Here is a 14443-nt window from a genome sequence, read left to right as displayed (position 1 = left end):
CCCAACGCCCCAGGAGAAAACACTATGACTCTGCGTAAAATCGCAGGGCTCGGAGCCCTGCTGTCCGTCGTAATGCCAGGCCTGGCCATGGCGGCAGACGAAGTAGCGGCTCCAGTCCTCAATTCGGGCGACACCGCCTGGATGCTGACTGCAACGGCTTTGGTGCTGTTTATGACCATCCCCGGCCTGGCGCTGTTCTACGGCGGCATGGTGCGCTCCAAAAACATTCTTTCCGTGATGATGCAGTGCTTCGCCATTACCGGTTTGATCAGCATTCTGTGGGTCATTTATGGCTACAGCATCACGTTCGATACCACGGGCATGGAGCAGGGCGTCACCAACTTCAACTCGTTCATCGGCGGGTTCTCCAAAGCCTTCCTGGCAGGGGTGACTCCGGACAGCCTGACGTCCTCTACCGCACTGTTTCCGGAAGCGGTGTTCATCACCTTCCAGATGACCTTCGCCATCATCACCCCGGCACTGATCGTCGGCGCCTTTGCCGAACGCATGAAGTTCTCGGCCATGCTGATTTTCATGGGTGTGTGGTTCACCCTGGTGTATGCACCAATTGCCCACATGGTGTGGAGCGGTAATGGTGGCCTGCTGTGGGACTGGGGCGTGCTGGATTTCGCGGGCGGTACCGTGGTGCATATCAACGCCGGTATTGCAGGCCTTGTAGCGTGCATCGTGCTCGGCAAGCGCAAAGGCTACCCGAACACTCCGATGGCCCCGCACAACCTTGGCTACACCCTGGTGGGCGCCGCCATGCTGTGGATCGGCTGGTTCGGTTTCAACGCAGGTTCGGCAGCTGCCGCCAACGGCACCGCCGGCATGGCGATGCTGGTGACCCAGATCGCAACTGCGGCAGCGGCGCTGGGCTGGATGTTTGCCGAGTGGGTCACCCACGGCAAACCAAGTGCATTGGGGATCGCCTCTGGCGTGGTCGCCGGTCTGGTTGCCATCACCCCGGCAGCAGGCACCGTTGGCCCTATGGGTTCGATCGTGATCGGCCTGTCGGCGGGTGTGATCTGCTTCTTCTGCGCCACCAGCCTCAAGCGCAAGCTGGGCTATGACGATTCGCTGGATGCATTCGGCGTACACGGTATCGGCGGCATTGTCGGTGCCATCCTTACCGGTGTGTTTGCAGCGCCGGCCCTGGGCGGTTTCGGCACCGTGACCGATATCGCCGCTCAAGTCTGGATTCAGTGCAAAGGCGTTGCCTTCACCGTGATCTACACCGCGATTGTGACCTTCGTCATACTCAAAGTGCTGGATGCCGTAATCGGCCTGCGTGTGGCTGAAGAGGAAGAGGCAGTTGGCCTGGACCTGGCACAACACAACGAACGCGGTTACAACCTGTAACTGACGGTCAGAAAAATACCCGGCACGCCGGGTATTTTTTTGTCTGTAATGTGGCCTGATTCGCAACAATCAGATGACTTTTCCTGCTCCCATGTCCCGAGATCGGTTCGGCAATGATTTGTAGGATGATCACTTACAGCGCAACTCGACTATTAGCTGCTTTGCTTTTTTTTCCAGCGCGCTAGAATGCGCGCCGAAGGCCACAAAACTGTGTCCTGGCAGGACGAAGGCGGGGATGACCTCCAGACGCTTTCAAGGCCCAAGGGCCGGGCTGCCGGTTGCTCCAGCCAACACAGCGGAACAACTGGCACCGGACGTTCGGCAAGGTGCTTATTTGGGCGAGTGCCGCAATTGTTGCTGCGCTCGTAAAGTCCTCATCATTTTAATCAGTGGTGAGGCGTGAGCCGAGGTTTACCCAAGGCTACTTTTTCACCGGCGGCGGTCGACATTTGTCGCATCTGGTCTATATAACTAATCTGCTTTAAGTAAGTCATGGGGTAGAACATGAGCGACGACGATCTGGAAAATGATGACCTCGAAGTAGGTGACGAGGACGAAACCGAGGAAGGCCTGGAAGCGGCAGCCGAAGACGTTGCAGACGACGACAGTGGCGACGATGCTCCGGTTCCGGCAGCCAAAGGTAAATCCAAGGCTGCAGTGTCGATTGATGACCTGCCGAGTGTAGAAGCCAAAAACAAGGAGCGTGATGCTCTGGCCCGTGCCATGGAAGAGTTTTTGTCCAAAGGTGGCAAGGTGCAGGAAGTCGAGGCCAACGTGGTGGCAGACCCACCCAAGAAGCCTGACAACAAGTACGGCAGCCGTCCTATCTAAGGATTTATTGCCGGCTTGAAGAAAAAACCCGCCGTCGCTGCGGGTTTTTTTGTGTCTGCAGCCTTGGCCCATCTTCTGCAGGAGCGAGCTTGCTCCTACAAAATGTGTTTCAACACCGCCGGCAACTCACTCAGGCAGCCGATCTCGGCATCCGCAGCCTTGGCGCCTTCCCAGCGCTTGCCGCCGGGGTTGAACCAGATCGCGCGCATGCCCGCCTGCTGGGCTCCGGCAATATCATCACCGGGGTGATCGCCCACGTGCACGGCTGCCGCAGGCGAGATATTGCCGCCACGCACCAGTGCCTCGTGAAACAGGCGCGCATCCGGCTTGGCAATACCGATGTCTTCGGCGCACAGCACGAACTTGAAGTGATGCCCCAGGCCGATGCGCCGCACATCGGCGTTGCCGTTGGTCACCACGCCCAGGTTGTAATCCCGGGCCAGTATCGTCAGTACCGGCTCTGCCTGCGGAAACAGCTGCAGCGCATGCCGGGCCTCGATGAACACCTCAAATGCCTGGTCTGCCAGGGTTGCAGCGTTCATGTAACCCGCGCCCTGCAATGCATGGAATAACACCCGCCGGCGCAGCGCGCTGATTCGGTGACGCAATTGCGGCTCGTCGCTCAATACCTGCTGACGCAGTGCCTGAAACGCCGCAACGTCCAACGCGCCCACTTTTGGTGCATTGGCAACCAACCATTCGCGCAACCGGGTTTCAGCACTGACAATCACCGGCGCGGTATCCCACAGGGTGTCGTCGAGGTCGAAGGTAATCAACTCAATGGTCATTCATTGCCCTTACTGCGTTTGGCCCTTGGGTGGGCGCTGTCATAGACCGTTGCCAGATGCTGGAAATCCAGATGGGTATAGATTTGAGTGGTCTTGATGTCGGCATGCCCGAGCAATTCTTGCACGGCGCGCAAGTCCTGGGAGGACTCCAGCAAATGGCTGGCAAATGAATGACGCAACATGTGCGGATGCAGATTTTGCCCCAACTCGCGCTCGCCGGCGGCCTTGACCCGCAACTGAATGGCCCGCGGCCCAAGACGCCTGCCACGCTGACTGACAAACACGGCGTCATCCTCCGGGTTGGCCAGTGCCCGCAACGGCAACCACGCCTGCAGCGCCTCACGGGCCTTTCTGCCCACTGGCAGCACCCGGGTCTTGCTGCCCTTGCCGAGTACTTCAACCAGTCCGTCGGCCAGGTCGAGCTGATCCAGATTGAGCCCCGTGAGCTCTGACAGGCGCAGCCCCGATGAGTAGAACAGCTCCAGGATGGCCTGGTCACGCAGGGCCAGAAATTCGTCTTCAACCGCGCCCTCAAGCAATTGCAGAGCCCGGTCCGTGTCGAGGGTTTTGGGCAGGCGACGCTCGCCTTTGGGCGGCGCCAGGCCATTGGCCGGGTCGTGATCGCACAGGCCTTCACGATTCAGATAGTGATAGAGCCCTCGCACTGCCGACAACAAGCGGGCAATGCTGCGTGAGGACTGGCCTTGCTGATGCAGACGCGACACCAGTTGGCGCAGGCGCTGGATATCCAGTGCGCGCCAGCCGGCAATTGATTCTTTGCTGCAAAACGCCAGCACCTTGTTCAGGTCGCGGCGGTAGGCCTGCAGCGTATGGGGCGACACTTGGCGCTCACTGCGCAGGTGGGTGCAGTAAGCGTCCAGCTGTCGCTCCATGACTAACGTACCGGGCGCAGGGCGTTGGTGAAGCGCGGCAATACACGGCCCAGTACTTGCGCGATATAACCGAGGAACAGCGTGCCTACCGAGCTTTTGTAGTGCTGCGGATCGCGGCTGGCAAGGGCCAGCACACCATGCAGCCCCAGATGATTGAGGGCCACCACCGCGGTGGAACCAATCTCTTTGCGCTGCTCTTCACCGAACAAAAAGTCCAGTTCATGCTCACGCAAGCTGCCACTGACGGCCTTGCCTTCAGTCAGCAAGCCACCCAGGGCACGCTGAGCATCGGCGCTGCTGACCCAACGACCGACCGGCATGGGATTGTCACCAAACAGCACCAGGCTGACGAACGGCACCTGAAAGTCCTGACGCAGGCTGTCTTCGACGGCAATCACCAGCTCTTCAAGGCTGGTGGCGTCCATCAAGGCAAGGTTCAGGCGACGGGTTTTTTCGAACAGCCGATCATTGTCGCGGGCTACGTCCATCAACTGTGACAAACGATGACGCATCTCGATATTACGGCCACGCAACAGTTCCAGCTGTCGTTCTACCAGCGAAATCGTATCGCCGCGCTGGTGAGGAATCCGCAGCGACAGGAGCAACTCCTCACGCTGGCTGAAGAAATCCGGGTGAGCTTGCAGATAGGCCGCAACCGTCGCCGTCTCCGGGGTTTCAGCAGGCATTTCGAGATCTGCAGACTGTGGCTTGTCGGTCATCGTTAGCGCTCACTCATAAACGGACTTGTCCTTCGTAAACACGCATCGCCGGGCCGGTCATGATCACCGAATGACCCGGGCCTGCCCACTCGATGGACAGGCGTCCACCGGGCAAATCCAGAATCAACGGCGAGTCCATCCAGCCCTGGCTGATCGCCGCCACTGCCGCGGCACAGGCACCGGTACCGCAGGCCTGGGTTTCCCCGGCACCACGCTCCCAGACCCGCAGTTGCCCGCGCTGACGATCTATAACGTGCAGAAAACCGACATTGACCCGCGCCGGAAAGCGCGGGTGATGTTCAATTTTTGGCCCCAGTTCATGCACCGGCGCAGCGTTGATATCGTCAACGCGCAACACCGCATGGGGGTTGCCCATCGAGACGGCTGCCAGTTCAACGCGCTGGCCGTCGACATCCAGTTCATAGCTCAGCGCCTGGGCGTCGGCAATGAACGGGATCTCTTCGGGGACCAGTCGCGGCGGCCCCATGTCGACGCTGATTTGCCCGTCGCTGCGCACATTCAGTTCGATAATGCCGCCTTTGGTTTCGACCTTGAACTGGCGCTTGGTGGTCAAACGCTTGTCGAGCACAAAGCGCGCGAAGCAGCGTGCACCGTTACCGCACTGCTCAACTTCGGAACCGTCGGAGTTGAAGATCCGGTAACGGAAGTCCACCTCAGGATTGCTCGGCGCTTCGACCAGCAACAGCTGATCGAAACCGACGCCCGTGTGCCGATCACCCCATTGCTTGGCATGCTTGGGCAAAATATGCGCGTGCTGGCTGACCAGGTCGAGAACCATGAAGTCATTGCCCAGCCCGTGCATTTTAGTAAAACGCAGCAACATGGGATTACTCCGGCAACAGGCTTTCGCCGGCAAACAACTCAGCTACGGTCTCGCGGCGGCGAACTTCAAACGCCTGGTCGCCATCCACCAGAATTTCTGCGGCGCGACCACGGGTGTTGTAGTTCGAGCTCATGACAAAGCCGTAGGCACCGGCCGAATGCACAGCCAGCAAATCACCTTCAGCCAGCGCCAACTGGCGGTCTTTTGCCAGGAAGTCGCCGGTTTCGCAGATCGGCCCCACGATGTCGTAAGCACGGGCCTGAGTGTCACGCGGGCGAACCGCAGTCACGTCCATCCAGGCCTGGTACAGCGCCGGGCGAATCAGGTCGTTCATGGCCGCATCGACGATGGCAAAATCTTTGTGCTCGGTGTGCTTGAGATACTCAACCTGGGTCAACAGTACGCCCGCGTTGGCCACAATAAAACGGCCCGGCTCAAATACCAGCGCCAGATCACGACCGTCGAGACGCTCGCGCACGGCCTTGATGTAATCCCCGGCCAGTGGCGGCTCTTCATCGCGGTAACGCACACCCAGGCCACCGCCAAGGTCGATATGACGCAGATAGATGCCGCAATCGCCCAGGCGATCAACCAGCCCCAGCAGGCGGTCGAGGGCATCGATGAAAGGCTCGAGGGTGGTCAGTTGCGAACCGATATGGCAATCGACGCCAACCACTTCCAGGTTCGGCAACTGGGCGGCGCGGATGTACACATCCTCGGCATCGGCAATGGCGATGCCGAACTTGTTTTCCTTGAGGCCGGTGGAGATGTACGGATGCGTACCCGCATCGACGTCCGGGTTGACCCGCAGTGAGACCGGCGCGCGAACACCCAGCTCGGCGGCCACCACTTGCAGGCGCTCCAGCTCATCGGTGGACTCGACGTTGAAACAGTGCACGCCCACTTCCAGGGCGCGACGCATGTCGTCGCGGGTCTTGCCGACACCGGAAAACACGATTTTGTCTGCCGAGCCGCCCGCGGCCAGCACACGCTCCAGCTCACCACGGGACACAATGTCGAAACCGGCGCCCAGACGCGCCAGGACATTGAGCACGCCCAGGTTGGAGTTGGCCTTGACCGCAAAACACACCAGGTGCGGCATGCCGTCCAGCGCATTGGCAAAAGCGTTGTATTGCGCCTCGATGTGCGCCCGGGAATAAACGTACGTCGGCGTGCCAAAGCGCTCGGCAATGGCCGTCAGTGCGACACCTTCAGCGAACAGCTCGCCGTCCCGATAGTTAAAAGCGTCCATGGTGTTCCCTTATTGGTGCTTATGCGCTTGCGATTGCGATTGCGACGATTTCGCTTGGTCATCGGGGTTTTGGCTGTCATCGGGCAGATACAGCGGACCTTTTTGACCACAGGCAGAAACAAGGCAGGCGACCGCGACGAGCGCAGCAATAGAAGAGATCAGGCGCTTCATGGCGAAATCCTTTGGAAAGCGTTAATTGCGCCCGAGTATACCCAGCGCCTACCAGCTTGCCTATGCAGCAGACAGCTCGAACAGGAGCACCTGTCTGGATAATCAGTGGTGGTTGGCCGAACGCTGTCTTAGGGTTTGCAATCGGCCTGGAGCGCCCGTATCTTGCGAGTTCCGAGCATGACTAGACACTACGAGGTTCCACCATGAGTTTGACTGAAGCCCGTTTTCACGATCTGGTCGATGCCACCCAGGAAAATCTGGAAGACATCTTCGACGACTGTAATCTGGACGTAGATGTAGAAAATTCCGCCGGAATCCTGACGGTCAAGTTTGAGAATGGCAAAGCGCTGATCTTCAGCCGCCAGGCACCTGTGCTTCAGCTCTGGCTTGCCGCTCCCAATGGCGGTTTTCACTTTGACTACGATGAAAAACGCAGTTCGTGGAAGTGCGATAAAAGCGACGAGTTGCTCAGCGAAATGGTCCATCGGCTGACCAAGGAACACGCAGGCGCCGAGCTGGAATTTGAAGAGATCTGATTGTGACTGCTCCTGCTAAACCCGCTAAACCCCTGTACAGCAATATCAGTCCGGCAGTACCGTCCCCATGTATCAGCACTTGCCGGCTGGATGAACACAAAGTGTGTCTGGGCTGCTTTCGCCACGTTGAAGATATCCGCGAGTGGCGCTCGGCAGACGACCAGCGGCGTCGGGTGATTTGTGAACAGGCCCGGCAACGCCGCATGCCAGGCCACTGACCCCGGATCACTGTCACCAGCTTGTGTATTTATTTTGCTGTGGTAGTGTCCGGGTTCGCCTCGCACTAACGAGGTTCGTCAAAACCCCGCCATTTTCCGGCGGGGTTTTGCTTTTTTGTGCAGAAAAAAGGAGTCTGCCAGGTCATGAGCACCCCAACCCCACTCATCCTCACCCGTCTGGACGTTCAGCGTCTTGAGCAACTCATCGACAGCCTGCCGGAAACGACTCCTGGCGTTGAGGCTTTGCAAGCTGAACTCGATCGCGCCGAAACCATCGTCGGCCACGAAGAAGTGCCTGCTGGCGTTGTGACCATGAACTCGCGTGTCCATTGCCGCGAAGAAAGCAGTGGCAAGGACTATCGCCTGACCCTGGTTTACCCCAAGGACGCCAATGCGGACGAAGGCAAGATTTCGATTCTGGCGCCCGTCGGCAGCGCACTGCTGGGTCTGCAAGTAGGCCAGCACATCAATTGGCCAGCGCCGGGCGGCAAAACCCTCAAGCTGGAACTGCTCGAAGTGGAATACCAGCCAAAAGCCCCCGCCGACTTTACCGCTTAAGCCCCCGACGTCACGACGGTAGCGCTCGGCTTCGCGGCGCTACCCCAGCTTCTTTGCAACGCGCCAGCCTGCTCATCAAGGGCGAACCGGCTCAAAAACCGATAGCTGACACTCAGCTCTTGAGCCAGCGCCAGGCGTTCGTGGCAGGCCTCTTCAGCCTTCCACTGCGAACGATTGTCGAGCGAAGCCAGCTGACACTCCCCCCAGCCCCACTCCCGGGTAAGGCGCTCAAGCAACTGGCGCTGCCACGGCACCCCGCGCGGTACGGCGCTGCCGGTCAGATTGCAATTAACCTTCAGGTACAGGCTGCGGCGCACCAGCTCCAGTCGTCGCAGGTCACCACGGGCAATCAGGTAGCGCTCGATACGCCGGTACACCACCACGTAAGGGTCCAGCTCATCGAGATTCAACTGGTTGGCGTATACCGCCTGCTTGAAACGCAGGCTCAGGCAGTGCACCTGCGGGTGCTCGCTGGCATAGACCTCAATCAGTAACAGCTTGAGCACCGACTTGTAGGGCGACTCTATGCCCTTGAACAATTGCCACAGCCCGGCGCCCAGGAACTCGCCTGGCGGAATGTGCGCCAGATGCCCAAGATCAATCACCTCACCGGATCCGATAAGGCCTTTGCTCAACAAATTACGGGTGAACTCGTCATACCGGACTTCTGCATTGACCGGCACCCACCACCACAGCGGTATGCGCCCCGCGAGCCAGATGGCGGTGCGATAAAATTCATCGAGCAGCAAATTGTGCTGCGTTGTGCTGCCATTGCCCGAACACGGCTGAACCTCACGTTCGCCCCGCGCAAAGCGTTGCGCGTCGATCAGATAGAAGTGGGCTTCACAGCCCTGGCTCGCCGCCCACTGCTCCAGGCGATGGCATTTGTTGCGCAATGCCTGCAACGCCACTTGCGACAAATCCGGACCATGGCAAAGCCACACATCCATGTCGCTTTGATCGGTCTGGGCCAACGTCCCCAGACTGCCCATCAAAAAAAGCCCATGAATCAACTGCGGCCTGGCTGAACAGCTCGTGTAGGAAAAGTTGCAGACAAGATGCTGCGCAAGGGCGAGTGTGTCGGCATCGGGTTCATAACCTGACACCCCGGCCGGGGTGCAGTCCGACACATAGCCGGGCAATAACGGGTGGTTCACATGAAATAGCAGCGCCAGCAGGTTCAGCAATCGCTGCTGACGTGGTGCAAGGCCTTCCATTGCACGGGCCAGACGTCCTTGATTGACCGTCAGGAAGCGCCCACGCAGTTGATTGAGAATCGGTCGGTCAACTCCCTCATGGAAGGCGCAATGCATTTCAGGGTGGGGTGTCATTTCACACTCAAACCGGCTCGCCAGGTAAGAAAAAGTAGGGAGCTACAGAACGGGAGTTTACAGCCAGCCACAAGAAAGGCTTAGAACGATTGTGTTTTTGACGTCAGATTTTTTACGCGGGGCAGGAAGTGTGCCCGCGGAATCATGATTCTTTTAGATCCCGAGGGCGATGCGTGGCGTCAGGCAAGTTCTGCCAGGGGTACGGCTACAAAAGGCTTGGTAGTCAGAATCGTCAACAGGGTTTGCACATGTTCAACTGCATCACGTCCCAGGCTCGTGAGGTAACCACCATCCGGCTGAGTGATCAGATCTTTTGCATACAGGCGCTTGGCAGCTTCAACCAGCTTTTTATCAGCGCTTTGATGGACTTTCAAACCCTCCTGGGAACTGTCCAGACTAAATTGTGCGAGGACTTCCAGTTCGGCAACCAACTCAGGGGTAAACGACATAAAGACTCCAGACTATGCAGGAAAAGACGACTTCCGCTCTAAAGTGATCGCACTGTCGCTGGCTGTCCAGTGATAGTTCCCACCTTTGTAAAGCAGCGTGTCGTACCTGCCTCGCGTCGACGCGCAGGCGAGGCTCTGGGAGTGTAGTCGCAGTCGTCATTTGCGCCTGATCAAATCGAATCTCAGCAGGCGCAATCTTGCTCGCATCGGCATCCGCCCGCCATTGCAACCAAATAGCTTTGTGCCTATGCCACGCCAGCGCGCGCCTGCAGCCGAGCGTTATCCGGGCATTCAGGGAGAAATGAGTTTTCAGTTATATAAGCATTCTTAAATAGTATTTTTAAGAATATCCCCGCCTCACTACTATTGCCCTCACGCCAGCCATTCCATCTTTCAGGAGCACACCATGAGCGCATCTCTGCGTAGCGTTGACGGTCAGGACGAAGCCACCATTCTGCGGGAAATCCAGAGCGCGCTTCGAGACCTGCGCTTTGGTGCTGTGGAAATCACCGTGCACAACGCTCAGGTGGTTCAAATCGAACGTAAAGAGAAATTCCGGCTGCAGAACTCCACCCAGAAAACCAGCTGAATCGTTGAACGCGTACTCAGCCGGGTACGCTTATAAAAACTAAAAACGCATGCTTTGGAGCCTCACCTATGTCCCTACGCCGTTACGCTTTGGCCGCGCTGGCCAGTGCCATTTTTGCTGGCTCCGCTGTGGCCAAAGATTACGAATTGCTCAACGTTTCCTACGATCCGACCCGTGAGCTGTACCAGGATTACAACGCAGAATTCACCAATTTCTGGAAAGCCAGCCATCCCGGCGATAACGTCAAAATCCAGCAATCCCATGGCGGCTCGGGCAAACAGGCGCGCGGCGTCATTGATGGCCTGCGTGCCGACGTAGTGACCCTGGCCCTGGCCGGTGACATCGACGAAATCGCCAAACTGAATAAAGGCTCCCTGCCGGAAAACTGGCAAACCCGCCTGCCGGATGCCAGCACCCCTTACACCTCGACCATCGTGTTCCTGGTGCGCAAGGGCAACCCTAAAGGGATCAAGGACTGGGCTGATTTGACCAAAGACGGGGTGTCGGTGATTACCCCGAACCCTAAAACCAGCGGCGGCGCACGCTGGAACTTCCTTGCAGCCTATGCCTATGGCCTTAAAGCCAACGGTGGCGACGAGGAAAAAGCCAAGCAATACCTGAAAACATTGTTCAAACACGTACCGGTGCTGGATACCGGTGCACGTGGGTCGACCATTACCTTCGTCAACAACGGTCAGGGCGACGTACTGCTGGCGTGGGAAAACGAAGCTTTCCTGGCCCTGAAAGAAGATGGCGGCGCTGACAAGTTCGACATCGTCGTACCTTCACTGTCGATTCTGGCCGAACCGCCAGTAGCTGTAGTCGACAAAAACGCCGACAAAAAAGGCAATGCCGAGATCGCCAAAGCGTACCTCGAGCACCTGTACAGCCCGGCAGGTCAGGAAATAGCAGCGAAGAACTTCTACCGTCCCCGTGACGAAAAAGTCGCTGCCAAATACGCCGCGCAGTTTCCGAAACTGGAACTGGTGACTATCGACAAAGACTTCGGCGGCTGGAAGACTGCGCAACCGAAATTTTTCAATGACGGTGGCGTGTTCGACCAGATCTACCAGGCGCAATAACCTGTGGGAGCGGGGCGTTAGCCTCGCTGAAAGCTAGAACATTAAGCCCGCAATCGGTTTGCGGGCTTCGTGCGTTAACCAAGGACTTTTATGTCGCGTCGTATCTCCCCCGTCATACCCGGCTTCGGGCTGACGCTGGGTTACACCTTGGTGTACCTCAGCCTCATCGTGCTTATTCCACTGGCGGCGATGTTTGTACATGCCGCCCAACTGACCTGGGACCAGTTCTGGGCCATCATCAGCGCCCCCAGAGTGCTGGCTGCATTGCAGCTGAGCTTTGGTACGGCCTTCTTTGCCGCGATCATCAACGGTGTAATCGGCACTGTGCTGGCCTGGATCCTGGTGCGCTACACCTTCCCCGGGCGCAAGGTCATCGATGCCATGATCGACCTTCCATTTGCCCTGCCGACTGCCGTAGCGGGTATTGCCCTGACTGCGCTGTATGCCCCCAACGGCTGGATCGGCCAGTTCGCTGCCGACCTGGGCTTCAAAATCGCTTACACCCCGATGGGTATCACCCTGGCACTGACCTTCGTCACCTTGCCGTTTGTGGTGCGTACCGTGCAGCCGGTGCTGGCCGATATCCCCCGTGAAATCGAAGAAGCCGCCGCCTGCCTGGGGGCCAAGCCTCTGCAAGTGTTCCGCTACATCCTGGTACCGGCCTTGTTGCCGGCCTGGTTGACCGGTTTTGCCCTGGCCTTTGCCCGTGGCGTCGGCGAGTACGGCTCGGTGATTTTCATCGCCGGCAACATGCCGTTCAAAACTGAAATTTTGCCGCTGCTGATCATGGTCAAGTTGGACCAATACGACTACACCGGTGCCACGGCCATTGGCGTGATGATGCTGGTGGTTTCCTTCATTTTGCTGCTGGTGATCAATTTGATTCAGCGGCGCATCGAAAAACCGTGAAGGAGGCCTGACCATGTCCAATTCAACACTGAGCGCCTCGACCGTAGCCAACGCCGCCCGCCGTGGCAGCCCGCTGTCGCGGCGCCTGCTGATCGGCTTCGGCTGGCTGTTTTTCACCCTGTTCCTGTTGCTGCCACTGCTGATCGTGGTGTCCCAGGGTTTGAAAATGGGCGTCGGCACGTTCTTCGACGCCATTCTCGAACCCGACGCCCTGTCGGCACTCAAGCTGACCATCATTGCGGTGGTGATTTCGGTACCGCTGAACGTGGTGTTCGGCGTCAGCGCAGCCTGGTGCGTGAGCAAATACAGCTTCCGCGGCAAAAGCATCCTGGTCACCCTGATCGACCTGCCGTTCTCGGTATCGCCGGTCATCGCCGGTCTGGTCTACGTGCTGATGTTCGGCGCCCAGGGCTTCCTGGGCCCATGGCTGCAGGACCACGACATCCAGATCGTGTTCGCGCTGCCGGGTATTGTGCTGGCAACCATCTTCGTCACCGTGCCCTTCGTCGCCCGTGAGCTGATCCCGCTGATGCAGGAGCAGGGCACGCAGGAAGAAGAAGCCGCACGCCTGCTGGGCGCCAATGGCTGGCAGATGTTCTGGCACGTCACGGTGCCCAATATCAAATGGGGCCTGATCTACGGTGTGGTGCTGTGTACTGCACGGGCGATGGGCGAATTTGGCGCGGTGTCGGTGGTTTCCGGGCACATTCGCGGGGTGACCAACACCCTGCCGCTGCACGTCGAGATCCTCTACAACGAGTACAACCACGTTGCCGCCTTCGCTGTGGCCACCCTGTTGCTGATCCTGGCGCTCTTCATCCTGCTGCTCAAGCAGTGGAGCGAATCCCGTATTAACCGCCTGCGCGCCAGCGCCGCGGAGGAATAAACCATGTCGATCGAAGTCCGTAACGTCAGCAAGAACTTCAATGCCTTCAAGGCCCTGAACAGCATCAACCTGGACATTCACAGCGGCGAACTGGTGGCCCTGCTCGGCCCGTCCGGCTGTGGCAAAACCACCTTGCTGCGCATCATCGCAGGCCTGGAAACTCCGGACGAAGGCAACATCGTGTTCCACGGTGAAGACGTCTCGGGCCACGATGTACGCGATCGCAACGTCGGTTTCGTGTTCCAGCATTACGCCCTGTTCCGCCACATGACGGTGTTCGACAACGTCGCCTTCGGCCTGCGCATGAAGCCGAAAAAAGAGCGCCCGAGTGAAACCCGCATCGCCGAAAAAGTTCATGAACTGCTGAACATGGTGCAACTGGACTGGTTGTCGGATCGTTACCCTGAGCAATTGTCCGGTGGTCAGCGCCAGCGTATCGCCCTGGCCCGCGCCCTGGCCGTAGAGCCCAAGGTGCTGTTGCTGGACGAACCGTTCGGCGCGCTTGATGCCAAGGTCCGTAAAGAGCTGCGCCGCTGGTTGGCGCGCCTTCACGAAGACATCAACCTGACCTCGGTATTCGTGACCCACGACCAGGAAGAAGCGATGGAAGTCGCCGACCGCATCGTGGTCATGAACAAGGGTGTGATCGAGCAGATCGGCTCACCGGGCGAAGTCTACGAAAACCCGGCCAGCGATTTCGTGTACCACTTTCTGGGCGACTCCAACCGCCTGCATGTCGGTGAAGACCAGCACCTGCTGTTCCGCCCGCACGAAGTGTCGCTGTCGCGGCATGAACTCGAAGACCACCATGGTGCCGAGGTACGCGACATCCGCCCGTTGGGTGCGACCACCCGGGTGACGTTGAAAGTTGAAGGGCAAAGCGAGCTGATCGAAGTTGAAGTGGTCAAGGACCACGACAGCCTGACCGATCTGGCCCGTGGCCAGACGTTGTTCTTCAAGCCGAAGGTATGGCAGAAGGGCTGACAGCAACACCTGTCGCAGGAGCGAGCTTGCTCGCTCCTGCG

17 protein-coding genes and 1 pseudogene are annotated in these 14443 nt (G+C 58.5%); 10 read left to right on the top strand and 8 right to left on the bottom strand.

The window, feature by feature from the left end:
- Positions 1-24 precede the first annotated feature (24 nt).
- Positions 25-1362 carry an ammonium transporter gene (locus B195_RS00290; protein ID WP_003437894.1) on the top strand — a complete coding sequence of 446 codons (1338 nt, stop codon included), beginning with the start codon at positions 25-27 and terminating at the stop codon, positions 1360-1362.
- Positions 1363-1866: 504 nt separating this feature from the next.
- Complete coding sequence (gene sutA, locus B195_RS00285; RefSeq protein WP_003437896.1) at positions 1867-2193, top strand: transcriptional regulator SutA; 327 nt, start codon at positions 1867-1869, stop codon at positions 2191-2193.
- A gap of 95 nt (positions 2194-2288) precedes the next feature.
- Here the strand turns inward: sutA and B195_RS00280 are convergent, their stop codons facing one another.
- The 6 genes from B195_RS00280 to B195_RS00255 are packed head-to-tail and all read right to left on the bottom strand — an operon-like array spanning position 2289 to position 6860.
- On the bottom strand, positions 2289-2981 hold the full coding sequence (locus tag B195_RS00280; RefSeq protein ID WP_003437898.1) for an HAD family hydrolase: 693 nt from the start codon (positions 2979-2981) through the stop codon (positions 2289-2291).
- On the bottom strand, positions 2978-3874 hold the full coding sequence (gene xerC / locus B195_RS00275) for a tyrosine recombinase XerC (protein WP_003437900.1): 897 nt from the start codon (positions 3872-3874) through the stop codon (positions 2978-2980). The genes B195_RS00280 and xerC overlap by 4 nt, the downstream gene beginning before the upstream one ends.
- Before the next feature lie 2 nt (positions 3875-3876).
- On the bottom strand, positions 3877-4593 hold the full coding sequence (locus B195_RS00270; RefSeq protein WP_003437902.1) for a DUF484 family protein: 717 nt from the start codon (positions 4591-4593) through the stop codon (positions 3877-3879).
- A gap of 13 nt (positions 4594-4606) precedes the next feature.
- Positions 4607-5437, bottom strand: a complete 831-nt coding sequence (dapF, locus tag B195_RS00265) for a diaminopimelate epimerase (RefSeq protein WP_003437904.1) — start codon at positions 5435-5437, stop codon at positions 4607-4609.
- Between the two features lie 4 nt (positions 5438-5441).
- Positions 5442-6689, bottom strand: coding sequence for a diaminopimelate decarboxylase (gene lysA / locus B195_RS00260; protein ID WP_003437906.1), 1248 nt, complete (start codon positions 6687-6689; stop codon positions 5442-5444).
- A 9-nt stretch (positions 6690-6698) separates the two neighbouring features.
- Positions 6699-6860: a lipoprotein gene (locus B195_RS00255; RefSeq protein ID WP_003437907.1), complete on the bottom strand. Its 162-nt coding sequence runs from the start codon at positions 6858-6860 to the stop codon at positions 6699-6701.
- A 203-nt stretch (positions 6861-7063) separates the two neighbouring features.
- Between B195_RS00255 and cyaY the strand changes: the two genes are divergently transcribed.
- The 3 genes from cyaY (at position 7064) to rnk (ending at position 8172) form a co-directional block, all read left to right on the top strand.
- Positions 7064-7396 carry an iron donor protein CyaY gene (cyaY, locus tag B195_RS00250; protein WP_003437908.1) on the top strand — a complete coding sequence of 111 codons (333 nt, stop codon included), beginning with the start codon at positions 7064-7066 and terminating at the stop codon, positions 7394-7396.
- Positions 7393-7614, top strand: coding sequence for a DUF1289 domain-containing protein (locus B195_RS00245; RefSeq protein ID WP_165439565.1), 222 nt, complete (start codon positions 7393-7395; stop codon positions 7612-7614). Before cyaY ends, B195_RS00245 begins: the two co-directional genes overlap by 4 nt.
- Positions 7615-7758: 144 nt before the next feature.
- Positions 7759-8172 (top strand): nucleoside diphosphate kinase regulator, encoded by a 414-nt coding sequence (gene rnk / locus B195_RS00240; RefSeq protein ID WP_003437910.1) that lies wholly within the window; start codon positions 7759-7761, stop codon positions 8170-8172.
- 56 nt (positions 8173-8228) lie between these two features.
- On the opposite strand, the pseudogene B195_RS00235 reads toward rnk, so the two are convergent.
- Positions 8229-9503 (bottom strand): annotated as a pseudogene (locus B195_RS00235) (class I adenylate cyclase); the annotation flags it as partial.
- Between the two features lie 179 nt (positions 9504-9682).
- Positions 9683-9952: a TIGR02647 family protein gene (locus B195_RS00230; RefSeq protein ID WP_003437912.1), complete on the bottom strand. Its 270-nt coding sequence runs from the start codon at positions 9950-9952 to the stop codon at positions 9683-9685.
- A 406-nt stretch (positions 9953-10358) separates the two neighbouring features.
- Between B195_RS00230 and oscA the strand changes: the two genes are divergently transcribed.
- The 5 genes from oscA to B195_RS00205 all read left to right on the top strand — a co-directional run bounded on the left by oscA (position 10359) and on the right by B195_RS00205 (position 14402).
- Complete coding sequence (oscA, locus tag B195_RS00225; protein WP_003437913.1) at positions 10359-10541, top strand: sulfur starvation response protein OscA; 183 nt, start codon at positions 10359-10361, stop codon at positions 10539-10541.
- Between the two features lie 68 nt (positions 10542-10609).
- Positions 10610-11623, top strand: a complete 1014-nt coding sequence (locus B195_RS00220) for a sulfate ABC transporter substrate-binding protein (RefSeq protein WP_003437914.1) — start codon at positions 10610-10612, stop codon at positions 11621-11623.
- Positions 11624-11713: 90 nt separating this feature from the next.
- Positions 11714-12532, top strand: a complete 819-nt coding sequence (cysT, locus tag B195_RS00215; protein WP_003437916.1) for a sulfate ABC transporter permease subunit CysT — start codon at positions 11714-11716, stop codon at positions 12530-12532.
- Positions 12533-12545: 13 nt separating this feature from the next.
- Positions 12546-13418, top strand: a complete 873-nt coding sequence (gene cysW / locus B195_RS00210; protein WP_003437917.1) for a sulfate ABC transporter permease subunit CysW — start codon at positions 12546-12548, stop codon at positions 13416-13418.
- Positions 13419-13421: 3 nt separating this feature from the next.
- The gene (locus B195_RS00205) at positions 13422-14402 is read left to right on the top strand and encodes a sulfate/molybdate ABC transporter ATP-binding protein (protein ID WP_003437918.1); all 981 of its coding nucleotides are present in this window, start codon (positions 13422-13424) and stop codon (positions 14400-14402) included.
- Positions 14403-14443 lie beyond the last annotated feature (41 nt).

Source organism: Pseudomonas sp. Lz4W, from assembly GCF_000346225.2.
Lineage (GTDB): Bacteria > Pseudomonadota > Gammaproteobacteria > Pseudomonadales > Pseudomonadaceae > Aquipseudomonas > Aquipseudomonas paraversuta.
This window is presented reverse-complemented; position numbering and strand designations above follow the sequence as displayed.

What these genes read in the sequence shown, in the direction of transcription:
- B195_RS00290 (WP_003437894.1), top strand. Translation starts at nt 25, where the DNA reads ATGACTCTGCGTAAAATCGCAGGGCTCGGAGCCCTGCTGTCCGTCGTA.
- sutA (WP_003437896.1), top strand. Translation starts at nt 1,867, where the DNA reads ATGAGCGACGACGATCTGGAAAATGATGACCTCGAAGTAGGTGACGAG.
- B195_RS00280 (WP_003437898.1), bottom strand. Translation starts at nt 2,981, where the DNA reads ATGACCATTGAGTTGATTACCTTCGACCTCGACGACACCCTGTGGGAT.
- xerC (WP_003437900.1), bottom strand. Translation starts at nt 3,874, where the DNA reads ATGGAGCGACAGCTGGACGCTTACTGCACCCACCTGCGCAGTGAGCGC.
- B195_RS00270 (WP_003437902.1), bottom strand. Translation starts at nt 4,593, where the DNA reads ATGACCGACAAGCCACAGTCTGCAGATCTCGAAATGCCTGCTGAAACC.
- dapF (WP_003437904.1), bottom strand. Translation starts at nt 5,437, where the DNA reads ATGTTGCTGCGTTTTACTAAAATGCACGGGCTGGGCAATGACTTCATG.
- lysA (WP_003437906.1), bottom strand. Translation starts at nt 6,689, where the DNA reads ATGGACGCTTTTAACTATCGGGACGGCGAGCTGTTCGCTGAAGGTGTC.
- B195_RS00255 (WP_003437907.1), bottom strand. Translation starts at nt 6,860, where the DNA reads ATGAAGCGCCTGATCTCTTCTATTGCTGCGCTCGTCGCGGTCGCCTGC.
- cyaY (WP_003437908.1), top strand. Translation starts at nt 7,064, where the DNA reads ATGAGTTTGACTGAAGCCCGTTTTCACGATCTGGTCGATGCCACCCAG.
- rnk (WP_003437910.1), top strand. Translation starts at nt 7,759, where the DNA reads ATGAGCACCCCAACCCCACTCATCCTCACCCGTCTGGACGTTCAGCGT.
- B195_RS00230 (WP_003437912.1), bottom strand. Translation starts at nt 9,952, where the DNA reads ATGTCGTTTACCCCTGAGTTGGTTGCCGAACTGGAAGTCCTCGCACAA.
- oscA (WP_003437913.1), top strand. Translation starts at nt 10,359, where the DNA reads ATGAGCGCATCTCTGCGTAGCGTTGACGGTCAGGACGAAGCCACCATT.
- B195_RS00220 (WP_003437914.1), top strand. Translation starts at nt 10,610, where the DNA reads ATGTCCCTACGCCGTTACGCTTTGGCCGCGCTGGCCAGTGCCATTTTT.
- cysT (WP_003437916.1), top strand. Translation starts at nt 11,714, where the DNA reads ATGTCGCGTCGTATCTCCCCCGTCATACCCGGCTTCGGGCTGACGCTG.
- cysW (WP_003437917.1), top strand. Translation starts at nt 12,546, where the DNA reads ATGTCCAATTCAACACTGAGCGCCTCGACCGTAGCCAACGCCGCCCGC.
- B195_RS00205 (WP_003437918.1), top strand. Translation starts at nt 13,422, where the DNA reads ATGTCGATCGAAGTCCGTAACGTCAGCAAGAACTTCAATGCCTTCAAG.